Raw genomic sequence first — 21,178 nt, 5'->3', positions numbered from 1 at the left:
TGAACGAAGGAAGTTCTTATGTGCGGTAAACTTTTCACTTGAAACAATTGGAAAGTTTACCGCCCGTTAGAACGGGATAAGTATCTAGTATATTTGAAAATCCTACACCCCCCTCAATTGTAGTTTTCTTTATGCTAGTTATGATATGGATGCAGTAGACAATATTTGTCTACTGCTTTTTTTGTTTCTATAAGATTGAATATTCTGCGTTATGTAGTTGATTCATTTATAATAAATGGTAACATTTATTGTGCATACAAAATATGATCGTGAAATTAAGAAGAAATTAGTAGAAAGGAGTGAAGGAATGTTTCATACAGACCGTTTACAAATTCGTAAATATACAATGGATGATTTACAGTTCTACGCTTCACTATGGGGAAACGAAAAAGTAATGCGCTATATTGGAAATGGGACGTTAAAAACATATATGCAATGTAAAAAAAGTTTGGAGGAGTGGGTAATTCCTAGCTATAAAAATGGCCTCGGTTTATTTGTATTAATTGAAAAGGAAACGAGGATACGGATTGGTCATGCAGGATTAGTAAAGCAGCAGATAGATGGAAAAGAGGAAATTGAAATTGGTTATTGGTTATTACCTCAGTATTGGGGAAAAGGCTATGCGAAAGAAGCAGCGGCAGCATTTCGAGACTATGGCTTCCAAGCGTTACGAATGAATAAATTAATTTCTCTTATTAATCCGGACCACCCCGCCTCAATCTTTGTTGCTAGAAAAACGGGGCTTAGTTATGAGAAAACAACTTCATTTCATGGGATGGATGTTCTCGTTTATTCCATTAGGCGCATTGGATGAAAAAAGGTTAATTTCATTTTTTGAAGAATGGTATATAAAAATAAAGGGGGGATTACATGTACATTTATCATAATGGACTTATTATTCGTGAGGGAACGAATGGTGTACCTGCATATGCAATTAAGACTTTATTCGAAGATGCCGGTTGGAGCAATGATAATATCCCTTCTTGGCAAATTGAAAAATTCACGATAGCATTTGAAAATTCAACATGGGCATTCACAATTTGGGATGAAGAAGAGATGGTTGCGATGGTTAGAGTCATTTCTGATGGAATCATGGTCGCGAACATAGTAAATTTAGTTGTGAAATGTGAATATAGAGGGAAGGGATTAGGTAAGAAACTTGTCGCTCTTTGTTTGCAAAAGCTACCACATGGTGACTGGTTTGCACATACTTCTGCGAACAATTTTGATTTTTATAGAAGCTGTGGATTTGAAGTTAGAGAGCTATCGAGAAATGGAACATGTGCGTATTATGGATATCAAGTCGCGAGAAGAGATGGTCACCGATAAATGAATGAAAAGTAAAAAGTTTAGCGAGGTAATTTTGAGGCTATTGATAATAGAGAATGGATTGAGGCTCATTTTATGATAAAATAAAAGAAAATTCTGTTTATTGTTAGGGGGATAAAAATGAGCATAAAAGTTGGGGATGTATTTAAATATGAAAGAAGATTTACTGAGGAAGAGGTTTTTGAATTTGCAAATATTACCGGAGATAAAGGCAGACACCATGTGGAATATGATGAAAATGGAAGATTAATGGTCCATGGTTTATTGACTGCTAGCATTGGAACGAAAGTAGGCGAAGAATTACATTACATAGCAAGAGAATTAGTAAGTGAGTTTATTAGACCAGTTTTCACAGGAGATACAATCACTTGTGAATTAACTTTAACAAATGTTGAGCAAATGGAAGGCTATAAAAAAGTTTCAATCGAGTCAGTTTATCGCAATCAACACGAAAAGACTGTACTAGTGGGGACAAGTTATGGAATTATAAGGGGATAAAAAAGAAGCCTGTTTAGCAGGCTTCTTTTTTATTATTTAGTAAACACGTTTTCGATTTTCCGCATAACTAGAGATGAGTAGTAATGCAGTTTCTTCTCCTATATTACGAACAATATGAGGAACGCATGCATTCCATGAGAAAGAATCACCTTCTTCTACAATTGCAATATCTTCACCGTGCTGAACTTCTAGTTTTCCGCGTAATACAAGGTGACATTCTTCCCCTTCATGGGCATTTGGTGAGTTTTCTTTCGGGAATCCAGTAGGTATTTCTACTAAAGATAGGCGAAGGCCCCCTTGCTCAGCGACATGTTCAATTCTTTGTTCATCTTTTCCGTATACACTGTATTTCCGTTCTTCTTTTTTGACAATTTTTAATCGATCTTTTTGCTCTAACAATAAATAGGGAAGGGGAACGTTTAAAAAGTTGGAGATCGTTTCTAAAGTTGAAATAGATGGTGATGTTTTATTATTTTCAACCTGACTCATAAATCCTTTAGAAAGACCTGTTCCCTCGCAAATTTGTGCGATTGTTATGCCTCTACGTTGACGAATTTCACGTATTGCAGAACCAATATTCATAAAATCAAGCTCCTTTTTGTAAACAACTATTTGTATCATAGCAAAAAAAATATATATTTTCCCAGTGAAAATGAATTGACGAATAAAAAAAATTAGTGTATGTTTTGTAATGTAAATAAAAGTTTTGTATAAGAAAACTATAAAGGAGAGAAAGAAATGAATCAACATATTGGTAACTTAATTATTCGTATCGTGTTAGGGGTAACATTCTTCATGCACGGTTTAACAAAATTCCAATCAGGAATTGACAATATTGCAGGGTGGTTTACAAGCATTGGTTTACCAGGAGGACTTGCATACGGTGTAGCAACATTTGAATTAGTTGGAGGCCTATTATTAATTCTAGGTTTAGGTGTAAGATATATTGGATTATTATTTGCACTTGTTATGGTTGGAGCAATCGTAAAAGTGAAATGGTCAGCTGGTTTATTGGGAGATGGAAAAAATCCTGGTTTCGAATTAGAACTTGCATTATTAGCAATGGGTGCATATTTATTTGTTGCAAAAGCTGATGGTTTTGTAGATAATTTCTTAAAAGAAAAAATGTCAAAGAAGAACTAATTTAAATGGGGGCTAACAAGATGAGTTTTCAACTTCATCCCGATACAACACTTGATGTTGTTCATTTATACGTATCTAATGTAAAGAAATCACTAGAGTTTTATACGGAAGTACTAAGTATGAAGGTGCTAAAAGAAGAAGAAGCAGTCGTTACATTTGGGAATGAAAATGATGAACCACTTCTTATCATTGAAGAAAAGAAAGAAGCTTTTCCGAAGCAAAGAGCAAGAACAGGGTTATATCATTACGCAATTTTATTACCAAGTAGACAGGATTTAGCGAATGTTCTTCGTCATCTTGTAGAGATGGTATATCCACTACATGGCGGAGCCGATCATTACTTTAGTGAAGCTCTTTATTTAGCTGATCCAGATGGAAACGGGATTGAAATTTATCATGATCGACAAAAAGAAGTTTGGCGTGATGAGAATGGAGAACTCCCATTTGTTAGTAACCCGTTAGCTGGTGAAGAATTATTACAGCAAGGAAGTACATGGAATGGATTTCCATCTGGTACTGTGATGGGGCATATTCATTTCCATGTAGCTGATTTAGAGGAAGCGAAACGTTTCTATGTTGATGGTCTTGGTTTTGAAGTAACGATCCCAGCTCGTAATGGAGCGTTGTTCGTATCAGCAGGTGGTTATCATCACCATATCGGCTTAAATACGTGGCAAGGTGAAGGGGTGCCACCGCAAATGCCAGGTTCTGTTGGTTTAAAATATTTCACAATTGTACTAGCGGATGAAAAACAAAAAGAGCAAGTATGTGAAAGCTTAAAAAATATTGGCAAGATTGCTACGTACAAAGATGGAATATTACAAGTCGAGGATCCATTTGGACATTGTATCCATTTCAAAATAAAAGGAGAAGCCTAAAAAGGCTTCTCTTTTTTATTTTCTTATAATTGCATTTTCGTTTTGTAAAAATAGTTCATCAAATTGTTTTGCAAGCTCAAAATCTAGTTTCGTTAAACCTTTTGCATTCCAAGATGACAAAGTAATAATAACTGCTTTATACTGGATAAGGATAAATGGATGGTGATTATGTTCTTCTGATAGTTTGGCGGCTTCAGAGACAAATTCGACTCCTTTTAAGTAGTCGGAAAACATATATTTTCGTTCAATCCATTTCTCATCTTTTACCATCCATTTATCTACCTTCAATAATTCCTCGTGAACTTCTTCTTCAGTTAATCTTAGCATCATTTTTCACATCCTTTACTGGAAGTAACGCAAGACCATTGTTAATAAGGCGTGTTACAGCTTCGTCAGTTGTGAAAGTAGAAAGTTGATGTAGTAATGCTGCCGATGTTTCATGCCCTTTGTTATGCTCTAAAAGTAACTCTAATACTTCAAGGCGCAGCAACCATTCTTTCGCATAAAATTTATTTAATACTTCTTGAATTGCTACTAATTGATCGATATGCGCGTCATGTAAAATCCCCTCACTTCGAATATCTCGAACTGTTTGATACATACGTTCAAGTTCATTCAGTACAAGTGGAGCAGGAATTTCTTGAACTTCTTCATCCATTGGGAAAAATGCTGCTGCATCTGCGGCACCTGGGAATACTGAAGTGATTTGTGAGCCAACAGCCATATCAAATGCGCCCCATGAAGCATCAAATAAAACGCGGGCGTTATAAGTAACTGTACAATCGATAAAGGAAATAAGGGCAATTTTCTTATCGTTTTTCACAATATCTGTTACTGTTCCTTTTACATGAATACCACTTGCAAAAGTAAACTCAGCGATAGTTCCAATTGTAACTCCTAATGATTGTAGTTGTTCGTCTGTACAATTTTCTAATGCAATATTTTCAGTGAGTAATCCAATTGGTGTTCCAAATCCGTCACTGTGTACAGAAGTAGAATGATTCGCTAACTGTTTATTATGAAGCGCTAATGCTGTTGGCGAATTTGTTCGCATGTAAATTAATTCACCTGCATCGTTTTCAATTGTCTCGCTAAATGTACCTGTAATTTGTAATCCGCTATTTAGCTCAGCTGTTGCATAGTTCTCAGAGCGAATTGCTTTTTCTAAACCTTCTTTTCCACCTGTTTTAAAGGCCATTGTTTTAGAAAATGTTTCAAGCGCATCTGTTAATTCTTCAAAGGACTTACAAACAAATAGTTGTGGTTGCATTTTTGTTACGTCATAAGTTGTCCCTGTACATGCTTCGATAGAAAATGGAACTTTTTCTACAGCGTCTGTTAAGCAATGTTTGCTTTCGCCAACAGAAGAAAGGAGACCAGCACCATATATTTTTGGATCATCTATATTTCCAATCAATCCATATTCTACTGTCCACCAGAAAAGACGTGAAATTTGTTCAGCTTCTGATAAACCAGAAACTAAGTTTTGTTTTTCAATTACAGCATTTTCAGCAGCCTTAACTTCATCAGGAGTAGAAGTAGGACTTTCTTTTACTATCGTTAATGTACGAACAGCTTCAAATGCATCATGTTCTTCTTTTGTAGAGAAAGCTTTTGCACCAATTTGCCCAAAACGTTTCACATATTTTGCATATGTAGGATCAAGTAAAATCGGTGCGTGTCCTGCGGCTTCGTGTACGATATCTGGAGCTGGTGTGTACTCGATATTTTCTACTTTCCGAATATCTGTTGCGATTGGTAGTAATCCGTGTCCTTGAAAATCGAAGAATGCTACGCCGGGAATAAGTCCGTCAATCGTTACAGCGCCCCAGCCACTTGGTGCCAAACACTCATTCATTTCTTCTACTTTTGGAATTGAATCTATATTAATACCAGATGATTGTAGTCCGTTCACATAGGCTGGATGAGCAACGTCTTTTAAGAAGCTATGATTTTGTCTCATAATATAACGCCACACAGCGTGATTCACCGGTGTGTATTGATCATAATGTTGTGTGGATACGAATGGTTTTAAATGCGATGGAATTTCTGTTTTCTTTGTCATTTAGACATCCTCCTTTTTTTCAATAAAATTGAATATCGATTTCGTATAGCTTGTATCACCTCCTTTCATTTTTGTAAGCGCTTATAAAATTTTATCATAAGATTCGGAATTATTTAACATATGTTTCTATGAGAAATAGAAAAAGCCCCTATCGGAAAATCCGATAGGGGCGAAAGAATCGCGGTACCACCCTATTTGTAAGTGAAAATATACTTACATCTCAATTAATGATAACGGAAAAATTCCGTCTTTTCCTTCATACATAAAAGCACTACGAAAAAGAAGCTCCAGAATTGTAATTCATACTTATATATGTGCTAATTTCCACCGACCATTAGCTCTCTGTAACAGGGATATAAGATACTACTGCGATTCTTTCAACGCGTATATATGAAATTGTGTAAGAGGATGGATGCAAAAAAGTCCCTATCGGAAAATCCGATAGGGACGATAAAAATCGCGGTACCACCCTATTTGTAAACAACTAATTGTTTACCACTCACTTTACGATAACGGAAAGATCCGTCTTTCTCTTCATGCATAAAAAGCATTACGGGAAAGAAGCTCCAGAATTGTAATTCACGCTTGTATATGTACTGATTCGCACCAACCATCAGTTCTCTGAGACAGTGATATAAGTCGCTACTAGTATTCCTTCAAAGCCGATATATAATTCGTTCAACTAAACTATGTTTTGTATTATAAAACTATATTAAAAAAATTGTCAACAAAAATTTTTTATCCCGTGTTAATGAGCAGTAAAATTCCTACCTCAAAATTCAGTGGAAGTAAAGAAGTAAGATGGGAGCCTAACTGCTCGTGAACCCCCGATTGGTGAAGGCTAATAATCAGTGGGGATGAATGAAATCTCCACTGATTAAAGTTTCACTTTATTTCACTTCTAAATTAACAGTTAAATTAGAGGTATTGCCAGCTGCATCAGTTGCTACAATGTGAATAGTATTTTTTCCTTCTTGTAATTGAGTACGATCGAAATAAATGTCATAGCTTTTCTCCCAAGGGTTCAGGAATGCCTGTTCCCATACACCATTTCCGTTAGTTTCATATTGCATTCTCACTGGAATGCCAGGTGCTATCCAACCAGATTCTGACATCCAATCTAGTAGAATATCATCAACTTTTCCTCTAATTACAAGATTTTCTTGGTCAACCTCATGTGTTAACTTAGGTGCAGTTCGATCAAGGAATACAGCAGCTGTTTGCTTTGTTTCTCCGCCAGAATTAGAAGCAACTGCTTCAATTTGATATAAACCATCCGCGAGTGGTGATCCATCTACTTTTGTACCATCCCATTTGAACGGTTTATAACCTGCTGTTTCATTTTTACCTTCATAAATGATTCCTTCGTATGTTACACGTTCTTTTGTAACTAAGTTACCATGTAACGTTACATCTTCAACAGGAGAAACTAAATAGTAGTTGATGAGATTATCATCTAATATGTTATCCCCGTTTGGACTAAAAGTAGAATTCACAATTTCGAGACCATCAATTCGTTTATAATCTTTAGGATCGATACTAAATGTAAATGGAATTCGAATTTCTTCTTTTGCTCCTTGCTCTTTTACATATACATTCCCAGTATACACACCTTGTGGTAGTGAGCTATCGACAGTGATAGTAAATGGTTTTTCCGTATTACTATTTGGTTGTACGCTAATCGATGAAGGAACAGAAGCTTTTACTTTTGTTTTTGTGGTTGCATCTAGTAATTCTACACGAGTTGAAAAGCTTTTCTTTTTACTAGAAAGATTTTGTAACGTAATATTTTGCATCAGTTTTACTTTACCACTGTTTGGCTTTATAAGACCGAAGCTGATATTGTTAGGCTTTACTAATACATTTGTTTGAACAGCTTTTGGAATGTTAATTAAGCCAGATCCTTGCGTCATAACAGGATACGTATTTTCATTAACATCTTTTAAAGTTTTTGCTGTATTGGCAAGTGATGCTTTTAATTGTTCCGTCGTCCAATCAGGGTGCATTTGACGCAGGAGGGCAACCGCTCCAGCTACTTGCGGAGCAGCCATACTTGTTCCGTTATGCGATTCATAGCCGCCTCGTGGTACTGTACTAGTAATTTGTACGCCAGGTGCAACGATATCTGGTTTTATAAGCCAGCTTCCTTGTGACGGACCTCTGGAACTAAAGTTTCCAATTAATTCAGTCGGAACCGGTTGGCTAATTTTTATATTTTTCTTGCGCTTTGTAATTAAGTTTTTCAACTCTTCACCGTTTACATTGGATAATTGCATAACTGGAAGGGCTAGGTTTTCACGTGTAAAGTATTCAGGCATAATATTGATTTCTTTTTCTGTAGAAATGAATAGTACACCAATTGCACCAGCTTGCTTCGCTTGTTCAGCTTTTACTAACGTACTAGAAGTACCTTGTAAAACAAGTGCAAATTTTCCTTTCACATCTTGTTTTGCATAATCGCTTGGATTACCATAGCCAACATATACAAGTGGAGAAGCATTTCCTATTGGGAAATCTGATTTTGATAACGGTAATCCTTGGTAGGTTTTGCTGGAACCAGCTATTTGTAATGTTGGAAAGGGAATAGAAACTGTAGATGCTCCAACTGATATTACGCTACTTGCATTCCCAGGTGCATCAACAGACCAAGGTTTTGGACCATCATTTCCATTGGAAACGACTGCAGTAACCCCAAGCTTTGCTGCACGTTCTAACGTTAAAGTTACAGGCTGATCAGGTACATTTAAATCTTGTCCAAGGGATAGATTTAACACATCAGCACCATCTTGAATCGCTCGTTCAATACCTTGAATAATATCATCTGTTGTACCAGTACCACCGTCATTCATGACACGATAAGCTAAAATAGAAGCATTTGGAGCAACGCCTTTAATTTTTCCATTACCAGCAATAATTCCAGCTACATGAGTACCATGTACGTTACCATCCATTGGATCGTTGTCTTCATCGACAGTGTCATATCCACCAATATAATTTGCCTTTAAGTCAGGGTGTGTATAGTCTACGCCAGAGTCGATAATAGCTACTTTCATACCTTTTCCATCAAGAGGTTTGCCACAGGGGTCTTTTAAATTCCAAGCTTCAGGCGCACCAATTGTCGGTCCACCGATATTAGGTACTTCTTCGTTAGTAGCGCTTTTCGTTGTTTCGTGCAATTTATATGTTAAGTTCGGATAGATTGTCTTTACTTCAGGTAAAGAAGCAAGAGCAGTAATTTGATCTCCTGGAACTGAAATAGAGAAACCGGAAAATAACGTATTATAAACTTCTTTAATTTTTGCACCAGGTGCTTTTTCTTTTATTTTCTTAGTCGTCTCTTGTTGTGCTTTTTTTAGCTCGGCATGATAAGACTGTGCATTACTATTTTGTAAATCTGGAGCATGCTGAATATTACTTTGAGCAGCGAGAGGTGCATGTTGCAATTCTACAATTACTGATATTTCTTTTGTTGTTTTCGTTTCAACATTTTGAGCAATTTTATGTTCTCCCCACTGTTCAATCGTTGTTTTTAATTGTGGACTAAATTGCTTCTCCTTTTGCATTGATTCAGCATGGGCGCTTAAAGCTCCAAAACTAGAAAAGACGAGTACCATACTTAATAGTGTAGATGTAGTTTTTTTCATTGAGACTCCCCCTAATAAAAAGTGCTAATATTCCGAAATATAATCTTACAAATTTCTCTTAAATTACATAATCGGATGTTAGCTAAACTATATTTTCGGCATAATTCATACTAATCCTCTATGAATTGAAAATTTCTTGAGAAATTTTTTCTGATTATGTCGAATAGGTATTTTTCACATATTGTAGGTGGACATTGAGGAATGCTATGAGGGAAATGGAGGAGTGTTATGAAAAAGGCTATAGCAAGTGTCACCGCATTATTATTCATATTTTTAAGTTCAATTACTATTACTAAAGCAGAAAATAGTGGAGTGAAAATTGCTTTTATTCGTCATCATGACCTCTGGATTAAAGTTGATGGAAAAGAAAAACAACTTACAAAAGGAGAATACATAACAGGACCGAAATGGTCATATGATGGGGAGTGGCTAGCATATGTAAAAGGGAAGAAACAAAGTACTCTTGAGTTATATCGGCTGAAAGATGGAAAGAAAGTTACGCCGTTTCACTTAGAAGTATCAAATTATCAATGGTCACCAATAGAAAATATAATTGCATTTATATTTACAGGTACATTACATACATTTGAGGTAGAAAAAAAGAATGCTGATTTTGAAAATGTATCAGCTGGTGTAGGTGATTATGCATGGTACCCTGATGGAAAGAACTTTCTTATATCATCTGAAGCACACTTACTTCCAACAGGATGGACAGGAGCCCAGCTATATGAAGTGCAAAAAGATGCACATATGAATCCTCACAAAATGAAGCATTTGTATGCATTGCCAAATGAGCATGATGATTTTCTAGCGCTAGTTGCAAGTGGATTTGAGTGGTCACCAGATCGAAAGTGGATTTCATTTTTAGCGGTACCGACAGCTTCATGGTCAGCTGATAGTAATACGCTTTGCTTAGTTCGAGCAGATGGCAGCCGGTTTGAAAAGATAGACCAAATGTTATTAAACACACAATGGTTCAAATGGGCGCCATCTAGCAACATATTAGCCTATATTGAAGGAAGCGGGAGAGTTGCGTTAGAGAATAAACATTTAAAAGTAAAAGAATTGCCAGTACTTCAGCAGAACACATTTACGCCGAAAGGATATGTCGATTGGGATTTTGCATGGAAGAACCACAAAGTAATTATCGTTTCGAGGGCAAAAGAGGCAGGAATAGAAACTCCGCCGGAAAAAAGGCCACTGCCATCTTTATATGAGATTGATCGTACAAGCGATAAACAACATCAAATTACAAAGCCACCTCATGAGCAGGGTGATTATCATCCAATCTTTATAAAGAAGAGCAATCACTTAATATGGATACGTTCAGACCGTAAGAAAGCCAATGTATGGCTTGCCAATAGTGATGGAAAGCAAGAAAAGAAGTGGATTGAAAATATAGATGTACCAGCGTGGTATTATGAGAAATGGAATTGGGAAAATGTCATTTCGGTGAAAGAAGAATAAAAAATCTGCCTAAAAGATAATTTTAGGCAGGTTTTTATTGTTATTTATGTGTTTTATTTGGCTTCTTTTTCGCGGGGTTTCCGTTCCCCTGACGTTTTCTATTTTGTTCATCTTTTGCTTGTTTTTCATGCAGTGTATCTAAAAAATCATTCGAGTTACTCATTTTTATATCGCTCCTTTCATTTCGTCCTAATTACTATATCCATTTAGGAGGATAATCATGAGATAAAAGTTAAGCACTTAGTTTTCTTCTATAGTATACGTAAAATATGCCATACGTAATAAATAGCATAAATAAAATTTGTAGCTCTACATTTTCTTTTAAAATAGTTGCGACAGAAGGTGGTAAGTAAGGTGACGCGTTGCTCGTTTCTACACCTAACCATTTGTTTAAGAGGTTAATGATACAAAACATAAAAACACCAGACCAGCTTGCAATAATTGCTTTCTGCTTAATTTTTGTTTCCCGTTCATCATCTGTAATCCAAGGATTAGCAGTTTTATCACTACTAAAAAATCCGTTTATATATACCCATATGATCATTCCGATTAAGATGGTTATCCATTTCATATTTGTGATTCCCCTCTCTCTTGTAAAAAGTATTTGACATATCGGTTTTTTATATAGCAGGAATAATGGATGAGATAGGGAAGAAATTATGTTGAAGGATTTCATAGAGAGAGGAGGGTGGGTATGAAACTCGTCTTTGTTCGGCACGGTGAAGGAGAACATACAAAGGACTTGCCGTCAAGTTTACAAGTGTTGCATCCCCCATTAACGGATGAGGGAAGGAATCAGGCTAAATTACTTCAATGCAATGTGCCATTGCAAGAAACGGATATATTAATTGCTAGTCCTACACTTAGAACTTTACAAACGGCGACAATATGGAGTGAGAAGGTAGCTTGTCAAAAAATCGTCCATCCATATGTATCCCCGCGTATTTTTCCTTATCGAGAAGAAGCGAGAACATTACCGTGCGATTATATAGTAGATCAGGGAATGATAACAAAGTTATTTCCGCATTTTTCGATAGAGAAAAGCTCAAATAATCAGTTATGGAAGGAAGGTATAAACACTATTTCAAAGAATAGTTTTCAGCAAATAGTAGATGAATTTCTTCTTTGGTGTTATGAACTGAGTGTTGAAAGAATTTGCATTGTATCCCACGATGGAACAATTACAGCATATAGGCAATATTTACAGAAAGTCGTTTTAACTAGATCAGATTTTTTGCAGGAAACGGGCATATATGAAATGGATTTATACAATAAAATTCTGATTGATAAGGGCTGATTATAGGATGGGGTTGTATGTTGAATATTGCATTAGTAGTTGGTTTTAATTCGGATTTAGAGGCGCAATCAATCCGAGCATCTCTTGAATATTTTGGTGCAAGGGTTGTGACATATTGGATTGGTAGACCGAAAGATTTTGTGGAAGTTCTTTCTGGAAAGAACTTATTTAATGGTATTAATTATATTATTTTTTGCTTTCATGGTGAAGAAGGGAAGTTTGTCATGGAAGAGTTAGGCGAAGAAGTATATGAACAAGATGAACCGAGAGGGTATTTTGGTACAGAAGAAATTTATGAATATGCAAAATTGCATAATACACATATTGTAAATAGCGGGTGCACGTTAGGGGAGCAAAATCTAGCAAAATCTTTTTTACATAGTGGTGCGAAATCGTATATTGGATCGATTGATTATGTAGATGGAAATGCAGCACTTATGTTTACTATACGCTTATTTTATGGGGTTATTAACCATGGGAAAACGTTAGAAGAAGCGTTTCAAGAAGCAAGTTTAATTGATGAGGAGACACATACATTTCGATTCTATAATTAGTGTGAAACACGTTTATTCTATATTCGAATAAACGTGTTTCACATTTAACTCACATTTTTTTTACAATTTTTTCAATGAAAATGATTATCACCTGTGGTATGATATGTTCAAGTTTTTACAGGTAATAAAAGTTACTATATAAACGTTAGTTTTTAATGTTTCATACACATGTCACGGATTATTCATAATTAACGTTTGAAAAATAAGTAACTAATGTTATTATATTATCTGTAACTAATTTAATTACAACTTTAGGAGGAAGATATGGTTATTCAATTTTTAAGAGAAAACAAAGCAGTTTCTTTTGTATTAGCAGTAATTCGAGTATATCTTGGTTACACATGGTTAATGGCTGGAATCGGTAAACTACAAGGGAAAGGATTCGATGCAACAGGTTATTTGCAAGGTGCAATTGAAAAATCTAAAGGTGCACAACCGGCTGTTCAATCTTGGTGGGCATCATTCTTACAAGAATTTGCAATTCCAAATGTAGATTTGTTTAATACACTTGTAACATGGGGAGAAATTTTAGTAGGAATTGGTTTAATTGTAGGCTGTTTAACAAAAACAGCGGTCTTTTTTGGCCTTGTAATGAACTTTTCCTATATGTTTAGTGGGTCAATTGGAGTGAATCCTGAAATGGTTATCTTATCTATGTTCGTTCTGGTTTCTGGTATGAATGCTGGTAAATTTGGAATTGACGGCTTCGTTATCCCAAAAGTATTAGGATCAAAAACTCAAAAACGCCAAAAGCAAGCTGCTTAATATATGAAAACGGGTATCTCAAAATGAGATACCCGTTTATGTTATTTTTCAGATTGTATCGGATTGTTTTTAAAGAATTCTTTTACATAACCAACAAATTCTTGTGGCTCTTGACGAAACGGTGCATGATAACCTTTTTCGATAATATGGAAGGTACTATTCTTTAAGAATTGATGATACGTTTCTCCTTCTTTCCATGAAACGCTACTATCATTTCTTCCCCATATAATTAAAGTTGGCTGTTTCATTTCATTTGCATTAATTTTAAGACGCCTAGGCCATAATTTCATTTTATTATAATGCTCTTCATCATTACGTTTGAATTTCACTTTGCTTTTATCATAATCTGCAATAGAAGAAACGGCATTTAAATCAGTCGACAATTGTGGTTTTGGTGAGCCTTGTTTATTAACGAATGTATGAGGGCCACCTGTAGCATCAGTTAAAATAAGGTGAGTAACTGCTTCAGGATATAAATATGTTAAATTTAGAGAAATTTCTCCCCCCATGGAATGACCCAGTATTGCGAATGAATCATACCCTAGTTTTTTCATTAATTTATAATACAAATTTGCATGAGTTGGAAAAGAATAATAAAAATCCATTGGTTTAGATGAGCGCCCGAATCCTAAAGCATCTACAGAAATAATTGTATGATCTTTTGCTAAATCGGAGTAAATCTTTTGAAAACCATCTGATGACCCTCCAAAGCCATGAATCATAAGTAAAGGTGGTTTTTCATTACCAATTTTTTTAAAGTAAATGGTTTGACCATCTATTTCTACCATTTTTTCCTCGGTAGCTAGTTTCGCTGTAATTGTATTTTTCACTTGCTTTACTTGTTCTACTGGCTTTTCTGTTGCACTACATCCTACTAATAGTGTAAGAGTAAGACAACCTACCATAAAATAGCTAAATCGCTTCAATTAGGTGTCTCCTTTCTAACATAACGCTGTATCTATCATAGCAAATAGCATATTACGATTTCCAGGAAGTCGGCTACCATTTTTTATCATAAGCGGTGAAAGGAGCGTTTCTTGGAAATTTTCTGTTTGAAGAAATTTACGAAATGTAAATTGTGAGTGTGGGACATCAATTCGTACTATACCATTCCAACATTCACATATCTTTTTTAATAATTGAATAGCATCTTTTTCTTGCTTGGCGATAAGTGGATTGATACATAATATATTGCCCTTTTGTATGCATAATGAAAAAGCTTCTATACAGTTATTTCTTTCAATTTTAAAAGAGTGTACGGCCCTTGGTAGTAGCAAAGAGTAAAGTAGAGAACGATTCATACCAGTTGCAATTTGATCGAGAGAAGTAAGAGATATAAGGTCTTCTTCTTGTACTTCTTGTAAGTGAGAAGGGTCCGTCTTAATAGTTTGCTTTTCAAAACGATGAATCTTTGTTGCTGTTTGAAATCCGCATGATGTGTATAGAGGTTCGCCAGCTTTTGTCGCAATAAGTGCAATGGGTTGTTTTGGATGAATTTGTTCCAAGCAATGATTTAGCAACATGCGCCCTATTCCTCGTTCTTGAAAATTAGGGTGAACGATTAACATACCAATGGAAGCGAAGTTACGTGTAAAGGGAAATACTCCTCCAGTCGCAATGAGTTTGTTTTCATGAATGTAACCTACAAGTGTGCCGATAGAAAGATACATTTCGAATTGTTTTTTCATAAAAATTTCATCGTGTAACCATCCAACAGATTTGCAAAGATTAAGTAATTCAAAAATAAAAGACTCATTTAGCTTTACTATTTTCATAAAGGCTCACCGCATTTCTATTTATTTTCATAAAAATAGAGTCAAAATGTAAAAAAGAGATTTAGGTTAATAAATGAAATCCAACTTGTTTATATTTAAATTGTAAAGGGCGGGATGATTGATACCAAAAGACAAAGTTATACAAATTATAACTGATATTTACATAAGTTAACAAAAAATTTACATACAGCTAATTTTCTCTTAATAGTCTTCCATTAAATTTGATAGTGGGAAATGAATAACCTAATTAGGGGGACAAGACAGTGAAAAAGTTTGTGAAAAAAGCATGGCCATTTGCAGTTGTGGCATCATTAGCAGTTACTTCGGTAGCAACATGGAATTTTACTCGTTCTAGTGAGGTTAATGCAGATGAGAACGGAAGCAATGCAAAGATTAAAAATGTTATCGTATTAATTGGGGATGGTATGGGCCCTTCATATATGACGGCTCACCGTTATATGAAAGATAATCCGAAAACCTTTGAAATGGAATCTACAGAATTTGATAAGCATCTTGTAGGAACACAAAAAACATACCCAGAAGATGAACATGAAAATATTACAGACTCTGCATCGGCAGCAACAGCTATGTCAGCAGGGATTAAAACATATAATGCTGCAATTGCAGTTGATAATGATAAAGCGGAAGTGAAAACAGTTCTTGAGCAAGCGAAAGAAAAAGGGAAATCAACGGGACTCGTTGCAACTTCTGAAATTACACATGCAACACCAGCTGCTTTCGGTGCGCATGACATTAGCCGTAAAAATATGGACGCAATTGCAAATGATTATTTTGATGAGAAAATTAAAGGGAAGCATAAGGTAGATGTTATGCTTGGCGGCGGCGTAAAGAACTTTGTTAGAAAAGATCGTAATCTTACAGAAGAGTTTAAGAAATCTGGTTATAGCTATGTAACGGATAGAGATCAATTGTTAAATGATAAAAATGATCAAATTCTTGGTTTATTTGCACCAGGTGGATTAGATAAAATGATTGACCGTAATGAAAAAACACCTTCATTAGAAGAAATGACTAATGCAGCAATTGAGCGTTTGAACAAAAATAAAAATGGTTTCTTCTTAATGGTGGAAGGAAGTCAAATCGACTGGGCTGGACATGATAATGATATTGTTGGTGCAATGAGTGAAATGGAAGACTTCGAAAAAGCTTTCAAAGCAGCGATTGAGTTTGCGAAAAAAGATAAAAATACGTTAGTTGTTGCAACGGCAGATCACGCTACTGGTGGCTTATCTTTAGGTGCCAATGGCGAGTATAACTTTAAAGTAGAACCAATTAAAGCTGCAAAGCGCACACCAGACTTTATGGCAAATGAGATTGCAAAAGGTGCAAATGTAGAAGAAACATTGAAAAAGTATATTGATTTACAATTAACTCCAGAAGAAATTCAAGCTGTAAATGATATAGCTCCGTCAAAAGATGTAACAAAGATTGATAATGCAATTGAAGATATTTTCAATAAGCGCTCGGTTACAGGCTGGACAACGGGTGGACATACAGGGGAAGATGTGAACGTGTATGCATTTGGTCCAGGTAAATACTTGTTCTCTGGCGTTCAAGAGAATACAAATATAGCGAAACGTGTCTTTGATATTGTTGGCGGTGGCGATCCGAATAAAGGAAGACGCTAATTAAGAGCGAAAGTGAGGCGAAATGCCTCACTTTTCTTTTTAGGAGTTGGGAATATGGAAAAATTATTTAGAAAATTAAGGTTCCTTTTAGTATTTGTAGTATTACTAGTTGGATGTCAACAAGAAGAGAATAACGTAGAACAAAAATCTACTACTAAAAAAACTGAGGAAAAGGTACAAATACCAAAAGAAGAAGAGAGATCTATTCAAGATGTTATTAATGCATTTGTGCGAACGACGAATGAAAAAAATCTTGCAGAACATATGGAGTTATTTTCAAAGAAGATGCCTAGTGCCGAAGACTTAAAAATACAAAAAGAAGCCGCATTTCAAAAGGGAAATAAGAAAATTGAATTGGAACATATAGATATGAAAGTTAGTAAAGTAGGGTATGTTATTGTTGAAACGAAAGAAAAGGAAGTAGACGACAGCATTACTCTTCAAAAGAAAGTACAGTATGCCCTTGGAAAAGAAGAGGATAAATGGAAGATTGAAGAGGTTCGAATAATAGAGAAAAAATAACGTGAAACTTTAATAAGTGTAGGAGTCATATTTCCCAAAATGGTATAAAAAAAGGTTCTCATTGGCGAGAACCTTTTTTTATAGTGGTAGCATAATTTGATTTGAGCATGCCTCAATATCATCAATATCTTGACGAATTGTGGCCATTTTATTATCAAGATCTTCAGCTTTCATTGCTGCATCATGTAGTTCATCTTTTAAATACTCCGGTATTTTCCCTTCATATTTATAATAAAGTTTGTGTTCTAAACTTGCCCAAAAGTCCATTGCCAGTGTACGTAACTGAATTTCTGCAAATACATCTTTTGTACCAGAATTTAATGATAAAGGGTATTTAATAATCATGTGTAAACTTTTATATCCGTTTCGTTTTGGGTTAGCGATATAATCTTTTACTTCTATGACTTCCATATCTTCGCGTTTTTGAATGACTTCTTTCAAATGATAGATATCTTCTACGAAGCAACATGTAATACGAATACCAATAATATCTTGTAAATGTGTTTGAGCGTTTTCAACTGTTGGTAATAAGCTTTTGCGCTCTAGTTTTTTAATAATACTCTCAGGTTGTTTTAGTCTTGTTTTTATATGTTCAAACGGGTTGTAATCCTCTAGAAATTGAGCTTCCCGGTTCATAATTTCAAATTTAGTTTTTAACTCTTCTAAAGCAAATGTATATGGTAATACAAAAGCTTTCCAGTAGTTAACTGTTGATTGATTATATTCCATTTATATACACACCTTTTCCTATTTGCAAGTGAGGTCGTTATTATACTAAATACCAAATCATATAAGCGCAAGCAGCAAATGATGAGATCATAAAGCGATATTTAGTTTTCATACTTTCAACTCCTTTCGAGTAAGATTTTATATAAATAAACGTGATTGTTAATAAGTTCACTATGTACAGTTTCTATAGTAATAGATTCGTGTGAATTTCGTATGAACTAATTGTTTCAGCTTTTTGTCTTTTTTGCTGTTAATCATAATTATTATTCGAATTTAAAGTGTTTTTATTTTATTTATCTATTTGTATAAATTAATGTATATTTAAATTTATAGTTAAATTTATAGTTATTGAGGAGGATATATGGTGAACTTTGAAGAATTAGCAATTGCTAGACGTTCTGCAATGAAATTTATACAAGGTATAGAAATCTCTAATGAGGACTTTAAAAAAATATTTGAGTTAACTAAGCTTTCTCCATCTTGCTATAATTTGCAGCACACACATTATGTTGTAATTCGTGATCAAGAGCGAAAAGAAAGATTAAAAGAATTAGCTTTCGGTCAATATAAAGTATCGAGTGCATCAGCGGTAGTGCTCGTTTGTGGTGATAAAAAAGCATACCAAAATGTTGAAAATATTTACTTCGGTATGAAAGTTTTAAAAATGATTGATGAATGTGAATATGAAGATACAATTAGGCAAACGAAAGGTTTATATGAAGGAAAAGGAGAGCGTTTCATGGAGGATGAAGCGATTAGAAATGCTTCGTTAAGCGCGATGACTTTTATGTACGCAGCTAAATATTATGGCTATGATACATGTCCAATGATTGGTTTCGATGAAAAAGCAGTACAAAGTGAATTAAATATGCCGGAGCATATAGTACCTGTTTTAATGATTACGATAGGAAAAAGTGATACGACTAAAACTCGCCCACGAGGATATCGAAAGCCGATTAGTGAGTTTGTTACATACGAAACATTTTAATACAAAGCATAGATTACTTAAACAAAAGGGTTCTATTTAGACCCTTTTGTTTTGTAATTGACAAATAGAATGAAGTTATATAATATATAAATCGTAATCATTACGTTTTAGTTTGCGATCTTAAAAAGAAAGGAGAATTACATATGCGTGTAAATATTACACTAGCTTGTACGGAGTGCGGTGATCGTAATTACATTTCTAAAAAAAATAAACGAAACAATCCAGAGCGCATCGAACTAAAAAAATATTGTCCACGATTAAAGCGAGTAACGTTGCATCGTGAGACGAAGTAGAAGACTAGAGATATCTCTAGTCTTTTTTTGTTTATATTTTTTGGTTGTGTTTGTTATAATTACCTTAAATTGTAATAAAGGGAGCGGTATGATGAATCAAAAAGATAAAGAAAGAAAAGAGCAGGTGGCTCATATTATTAACATTCCAGATGATTATAGGCTTGTTGTAGATGATCAAGAAGGTGTGGATGACCCATATCATCTATTATGGTGGGAGCATAAAGCGGATGAGGAGAGAACAATACAGATTACGTTGAATAGACATACTGGTAGTTTAGTTGACCTTAGGATAGAGGATGAAAAAGCTTTTTCGAGCGGTGAGGAAGCGATAGAGGAAAATAAAGCAAGAGCGATTGCAAATACATTCTTAAAAAAATATACAAAAGAAGGATCTGAATTTTATACATATGTAACTGTTAAGGATGACAGGCGCAGTTGGAAAGAAGTAAATTATATGCAAGAAGTGAATGGCTATCCATTGCCGAATACAGGGTGTGTTGTGCGAGTTCATCCTTCAGGAAATATTGTGAATTTCCATTATAATGGACAAAAAGCGATAGAGAAAAAGCCGTCATGGCCAAGTGAAATTGTTGAGGAGAATGTCGTTTTAGAAAATTTGAAAGCTAGACAAGATATGAGACTTGTATTTGTAGATTTAACATACTCTTCGTGGGAGTATGAAAACGGGGAAGAAGTAAAAGGGTACCATCTTGTATATGAACCAGAGCCTAGTCATGCATTTATTGATGCAAGTACAGGCAAAGATTTATACGGGCCAGAACATTATAAATTACCTTCTACAGTACTTGTTGATAAACCGCTAAAGAGTAGTCAAAAAAAAGATGTGTTTGATTTATTTGATTGGGGCAAGGGGAAGTTTGTCAAAATAGATGAAAAAGTAGATGAGGATGAAGTCCGGATAAAATTTGTATTAAAAGAAGAATTACAAAAAGAAATAGAAGAGAAGGATTCATATTCAATGGATGAGTTTTATAAAAAACATTTTCCAATGTTGAAACATGATGAATTCGTTGTAATTACTCTAGATAAAGAAACAAATCAATTGCTTTCTTTTTTTATGTGGAAGGATGAGAAAAAAAGGAAAACAATCTTATCAAGAGAGCAATGTTTAAGCAAGGCACTTCAATTTTTAGAGCATATTATCCCAGATGCGACAAAGTATGTTCAACTTTGGGATAATTATGAGGAGGAAGAGGGGATAGAGAGGTTTTCCTTTTCAATCTATGTAAATGACATTCATGTAGAGCGGAAATATATTATGATCAACATCAATGCAGAAAATGGTGCTGTGATGCACTACTCTGGAGAGTGTGGCAACTTTATAAAAGAATTACTTACATATGAAACAACACCAAAAGTAACAAAAGAAAAAGCATTAGAAATATACAGAGAGGCTATCCGAGTTAAATTAGAATGGTTTGTAGATCATGATGCAGAGGAAACGGTATATCAATTGCTGTATAAACAAACAACGGATGAGAATTATAAAGAGTTCTTCGACGGTAGTCGAGAAATTCGTTATATTGATGCCAAAACTGGGAGAAAGATTTGGAGTAAGTAA

Annotated in this window: 23 protein-coding genes and 2 other annotated features; of the genes, 14 read left to right on the top strand and 9 right to left on the bottom strand. The window is 34.9% G+C overall.

Annotation, left to right across the window (positions count from 1 at the left end):
* Positions 1 to 235 precede the first annotated feature (235 nt).
* From MR143_RS04590 to MR143_RS04580, 3 genes are all read left to right on the top strand, one after another.
* Positions 236 to 814: a GNAT family N-acetyltransferase gene (locus MR143_RS04590; protein WP_000256013.1), complete on the top strand. Its 579-nt coding sequence runs from the start codon at positions 236 to 238 to the stop codon at positions 812 to 814.
* A gap of 56 nt (positions 815 to 870) precedes the next feature.
* Positions 871 to 1,329, top strand: coding sequence for a GNAT family N-acetyltransferase (locus MR143_RS04585; protein ID WP_000276119.1), 459 nt, complete (start codon positions 871 to 873; stop codon positions 1,327 to 1,329).
* 120 nt (positions 1,330 to 1,449) lie between these two features.
* Positions 1,450 to 1,827 carry a hotdog family protein gene (locus tag MR143_RS04580; RefSeq protein ID WP_000025015.1) on the top strand — a complete coding sequence of 126 codons (378 nt, stop codon included), beginning with the start codon at positions 1,450 to 1,452 and terminating at the stop codon, positions 1,825 to 1,827.
* Between the two features lie 36 nt (positions 1,828 to 1,863).
* Here the strand turns inward: MR143_RS04580 and MR143_RS04575 are convergent, their stop codons facing one another.
* Positions 1,864 to 2,409, bottom strand: coding sequence for a helix-turn-helix domain-containing protein (locus tag MR143_RS04575; protein WP_001020693.1), 546 nt, complete (start codon positions 2,407 to 2,409; stop codon positions 1,864 to 1,866).
* A 156-nt stretch (positions 2,410 to 2,565) separates the two neighbouring features.
* Between MR143_RS04575 and MR143_RS04570 the strand changes: the two genes are divergently transcribed.
* Complete coding sequence (locus MR143_RS04570) at positions 2,566 to 2,970, top strand: DoxX family protein (protein ID WP_001071553.1); 405 nt, start codon at positions 2,566 to 2,568, stop codon at positions 2,968 to 2,970.
* Positions 2,971 to 2,990: 20 nt separating this feature from the next.
* The gene (locus MR143_RS04565) at positions 2,991 to 3,848 is read left to right on the top strand and encodes a VOC family protein (protein WP_000009836.1); all 858 of its coding nucleotides are present in this window, start codon (positions 2,991 to 2,993) and stop codon (positions 3,846 to 3,848) included.
* A 15-nt stretch (positions 3,849 to 3,863) separates the two neighbouring features.
* Here MR143_RS04565 and MR143_RS04560 read toward each other — a convergent pair whose 3' ends face one another.
* The 3 genes from MR143_RS04560 to MR143_RS04550 all read right to left on the bottom strand — a co-directional run bounded on the left by MR143_RS04560 (position 3,864) and on the right by MR143_RS04550 (position 9,557).
* Entirely contained in the window at positions 3,864 to 4,178 is a 315-nt protein-coding gene (locus MR143_RS04560; protein ID WP_000979538.1) for a 4a-hydroxytetrahydrobiopterin dehydratase, read from the bottom strand.
* Positions 4,159 to 5,913: an aromatic amino acid hydroxylase gene (locus tag MR143_RS04555; protein WP_000163215.1), complete on the bottom strand. Its 1,755-nt coding sequence runs from the start codon at positions 5,911 to 5,913 to the stop codon at positions 4,159 to 4,161. Before MR143_RS04555 ends, MR143_RS04560 begins: the two co-directional genes overlap by 20 nt.
* Positions 5,914 to 6,075: 162 nt before the next feature.
* Positions 6,076 to 6,303: a binding site (T-box leader), on the bottom strand.
* A 50-nt stretch (positions 6,304 to 6,353) separates the two neighbouring features.
* Positions 6,354 to 6,582: a binding site (T-box leader), on the bottom strand.
* 221 nt (positions 6,583 to 6,803) lie between these two features.
* Positions 6,804 to 9,557, bottom strand: coding sequence for a S8 family peptidase (locus MR143_RS04550; protein ID WP_000754190.1), 2,754 nt, complete (start codon positions 9,555 to 9,557; stop codon positions 6,804 to 6,806).
* Positions 9,558 to 9,785: 228 nt separating this feature from the next.
* Between MR143_RS04550 and MR143_RS04545 the strand changes: the two genes are divergently transcribed.
* Positions 9,786 to 11,024: an eIF2A-related protein gene (locus tag MR143_RS04545; protein ID WP_000709063.1), complete on the top strand. Its 1,239-nt coding sequence runs from the start codon at positions 9,786 to 9,788 to the stop codon at positions 11,022 to 11,024.
* A gap of 40 nt (positions 11,025 to 11,064) precedes the next feature.
* Here the strand turns inward: MR143_RS04545 and MR143_RS04540 are convergent, their stop codons facing one another.
* A complete protein-coding gene (locus MR143_RS04540; RefSeq protein WP_000071861.1) occupies positions 11,065 to 11,187 on the bottom strand; it encodes a DUF4023 domain-containing protein in 123 nt (40 codons plus the stop codon).
* A 69-nt stretch (positions 11,188 to 11,256) separates the two neighbouring features.
* On the bottom strand, positions 11,257 to 11,595 hold the full coding sequence (locus MR143_RS04535) for a hypothetical protein (RefSeq protein WP_000871283.1): 339 nt from the start codon (positions 11,593 to 11,595) through the stop codon (positions 11,257 to 11,259).
* A gap of 123 nt (positions 11,596 to 11,718) precedes the next feature.
* Between MR143_RS04535 and MR143_RS04530 the strand changes: the two genes are divergently transcribed.
* The 3 genes from MR143_RS04530 to MR143_RS04520 all read left to right on the top strand — a co-directional run bounded on the left by MR143_RS04530 (position 11,719) and on the right by MR143_RS04520 (position 13,640).
* The gene (locus MR143_RS04530) at positions 11,719 to 12,321 is read left to right on the top strand and encodes a histidine phosphatase family protein (protein ID WP_000779735.1); all 603 of its coding nucleotides are present in this window, start codon (positions 11,719 to 11,721) and stop codon (positions 12,319 to 12,321) included.
* A gap of 17 nt (positions 12,322 to 12,338) precedes the next feature.
* Positions 12,339 to 12,875 carry a hypothetical protein gene (locus MR143_RS04525; protein ID WP_000931926.1) on the top strand — a complete coding sequence of 179 codons (537 nt, stop codon included), beginning with the start codon at positions 12,339 to 12,341 and terminating at the stop codon, positions 12,873 to 12,875.
* A 264-nt stretch (positions 12,876 to 13,139) separates the two neighbouring features.
* The gene (locus MR143_RS04520; protein ID WP_000236609.1) at positions 13,140 to 13,640 is read left to right on the top strand and encodes a DoxX family protein; all 501 of its coding nucleotides are present in this window, start codon (positions 13,140 to 13,142) and stop codon (positions 13,638 to 13,640) included.
* Between the two features lie 41 nt (positions 13,641 to 13,681).
* On the opposite strand, the gene MR143_RS04515 is transcribed toward MR143_RS04520, so the two are convergent.
* Entirely contained in the window at positions 13,682 to 14,566 is an 885-nt protein-coding gene (locus MR143_RS04515; protein ID WP_000819833.1) for an alpha/beta fold hydrolase, read from the bottom strand.
* Positions 14,567 to 14,581: 15 nt separating this feature from the next.
* Positions 14,582 to 15,415, bottom strand: coding sequence for a GNAT family N-acetyltransferase (locus MR143_RS04510; RefSeq protein ID WP_000706690.1), 834 nt, complete (start codon positions 15,413 to 15,415; stop codon positions 14,582 to 14,584).
* 263 nt (positions 15,416 to 15,678) lie between these two features.
* Here MR143_RS04510 and MR143_RS04505 point away from each other — a divergent pair, with 263 nt between their 5' ends.
* Together MR143_RS04505 and MR143_RS04500 are read left to right on the top strand one after the other, a co-directional pair.
* Positions 15,679 to 17,064, top strand: a complete 1,386-nt coding sequence (locus tag MR143_RS04505) for an alkaline phosphatase (RefSeq protein ID WP_000714913.1) — start codon at positions 15,679 to 15,681, stop codon at positions 17,062 to 17,064.
* 54 nt (positions 17,065 to 17,118) lie between these two features.
* Positions 17,119 to 17,586, top strand: a complete 468-nt coding sequence (locus tag MR143_RS04500; protein ID WP_000413043.1) for a hypothetical protein — start codon at positions 17,119 to 17,121, stop codon at positions 17,584 to 17,586.
* A gap of 78 nt (positions 17,587 to 17,664) precedes the next feature.
* On the opposite strand, the gene MR143_RS04495 is transcribed toward MR143_RS04500, so the two are convergent.
* On the bottom strand, positions 17,665 to 18,315 hold the full coding sequence (locus MR143_RS04495; protein WP_000456230.1) for a GTP pyrophosphokinase: 651 nt from the start codon (positions 18,313 to 18,315) through the stop codon (positions 17,665 to 17,667).
* Positions 18,316 to 18,676: 361 nt separating this feature from the next.
* Between MR143_RS04495 and MR143_RS04490 the strand changes: the two genes are divergently transcribed.
* The 3 genes from MR143_RS04490 (at position 18,677) to MR143_RS04480 (ending at position 21,178) form a co-directional block, all read left to right on the top strand.
* Positions 18,677 to 19,303, top strand: a complete 627-nt coding sequence (locus MR143_RS04490; RefSeq protein ID WP_000245986.1) for a nitroreductase family protein — start codon at positions 18,677 to 18,679, stop codon at positions 19,301 to 19,303.
* Positions 19,304 to 19,446: 143 nt separating this feature from the next.
* On the top strand, positions 19,447 to 19,596 hold the full coding sequence (gene rpmG, locus MR143_RS04485; RefSeq protein ID WP_001265617.1) for a 50S ribosomal protein L33: 150 nt from the start codon (positions 19,447 to 19,449) through the stop codon (positions 19,594 to 19,596).
* Positions 19,597 to 19,684: 88 nt separating this feature from the next.
* Positions 19,685 to 21,178, top strand: a complete 1,494-nt coding sequence (locus MR143_RS04480; RefSeq protein ID WP_050552457.1) for a YcdB/YcdC domain-containing protein — start codon at positions 19,685 to 19,687, stop codon at positions 21,176 to 21,178.

It is taken from the genome of Bacillus cereus group sp. BfR-BA-01347 (assembly GCF_022663835.1).
GTDB classification, from domain to species: Bacteria; Bacillota; Bacilli; order Bacillales; family Bacillaceae_G; genus Bacillus_A; species Bacillus_A thuringiensis_K.
The sequence above is the reverse complement of the archived record's forward strand: the minus strand, read 5'-3'. Positions and strand labels throughout refer to the sequence as shown.

What these genes read in the sequence shown, in the direction of transcription:
- MR143_RS04590 (WP_000256013.1), top strand. Translation starts at nt 236, where the DNA reads ATGGTAACATTTATTGTGCATACAAAATATGATCGTGAAATTAAGAAG.
- MR143_RS04585 (WP_000276119.1), top strand. Translation starts at nt 871, where the DNA reads ATGTACATTTATCATAATGGACTTATTATTCGTGAGGGAACGAATGGT.
- MR143_RS04580 (WP_000025015.1), top strand. Translation starts at nt 1,450, where the DNA reads ATGAGCATAAAAGTTGGGGATGTATTTAAATATGAAAGAAGATTTACT.
- MR143_RS04575 (WP_001020693.1), bottom strand. Translation starts at nt 2,409, where the DNA reads ATGAATATTGGTTCTGCAATACGTGAAATTCGTCAACGTAGAGGCATA.
- MR143_RS04570 (WP_001071553.1), top strand. Translation starts at nt 2,566, where the DNA reads ATGAATCAACATATTGGTAACTTAATTATTCGTATCGTGTTAGGGGTA.
- MR143_RS04565 (WP_000009836.1), top strand. Translation starts at nt 2,991, where the DNA reads ATGAGTTTTCAACTTCATCCCGATACAACACTTGATGTTGTTCATTTA.
- MR143_RS04560 (WP_000979538.1), bottom strand. Translation starts at nt 4,178, where the DNA reads ATGATGCTAAGATTAACTGAAGAAGAAGTTCACGAGGAATTATTGAAG.
- MR143_RS04555 (WP_000163215.1), bottom strand. Translation starts at nt 5,913, where the DNA reads ATGACAAAGAAAACAGAAATTCCATCGCATTTAAAACCATTCGTATCC.
- MR143_RS04550 (WP_000754190.1), bottom strand. Translation starts at nt 9,557, where the DNA reads ATGAAAAAAACTACATCTACACTATTAAGTATGGTACTCGTCTTTTCT.
- MR143_RS04545 (WP_000709063.1), top strand. Translation starts at nt 9,786, where the DNA reads ATGAAAAAGGCTATAGCAAGTGTCACCGCATTATTATTCATATTTTTA.
- MR143_RS04540 (WP_000071861.1), bottom strand. Translation starts at nt 11,187, where the DNA reads ATGAGTAACTCGAATGATTTTTTAGATACACTGCATGAAAAACAAGCA.
- MR143_RS04535 (WP_000871283.1), bottom strand. Translation starts at nt 11,595, where the DNA reads ATGAAATGGATAACCATCTTAATCGGAATGATCATATGGGTATATATA.
- MR143_RS04530 (WP_000779735.1), top strand. Translation starts at nt 11,719, where the DNA reads ATGAAACTCGTCTTTGTTCGGCACGGTGAAGGAGAACATACAAAGGAC.
- MR143_RS04525 (WP_000931926.1), top strand. Translation starts at nt 12,339, where the DNA reads ATGTTGAATATTGCATTAGTAGTTGGTTTTAATTCGGATTTAGAGGCG.
- MR143_RS04520 (WP_000236609.1), top strand. Translation starts at nt 13,140, where the DNA reads ATGGTTATTCAATTTTTAAGAGAAAACAAAGCAGTTTCTTTTGTATTA.
- MR143_RS04510 (WP_000706690.1), bottom strand. Translation starts at nt 15,415, where the DNA reads ATGAAAATAGTAAAGCTAAATGAGTCTTTTATTTTTGAATTACTTAAT.
- MR143_RS04500 (WP_000413043.1), top strand. Translation starts at nt 17,119, where the DNA reads ATGGAAAAATTATTTAGAAAATTAAGGTTCCTTTTAGTATTTGTAGTA.
- MR143_RS04495 (WP_000456230.1), bottom strand. Translation starts at nt 18,315, where the DNA reads ATGGAATATAATCAATCAACAGTTAACTACTGGAAAGCTTTTGTATTA.
- MR143_RS04490 (WP_000245986.1), top strand. Translation starts at nt 18,677, where the DNA reads ATGGTGAACTTTGAAGAATTAGCAATTGCTAGACGTTCTGCAATGAAA.
- rpmG (WP_001265617.1), top strand. Translation starts at nt 19,447, where the DNA reads ATGCGTGTAAATATTACACTAGCTTGTACGGAGTGCGGTGATCGTAAT.
- MR143_RS04480 (WP_050552457.1), top strand. Translation starts at nt 19,685, where the DNA reads ATGATGAATCAAAAAGATAAAGAAAGAAAAGAGCAGGTGGCTCATATT.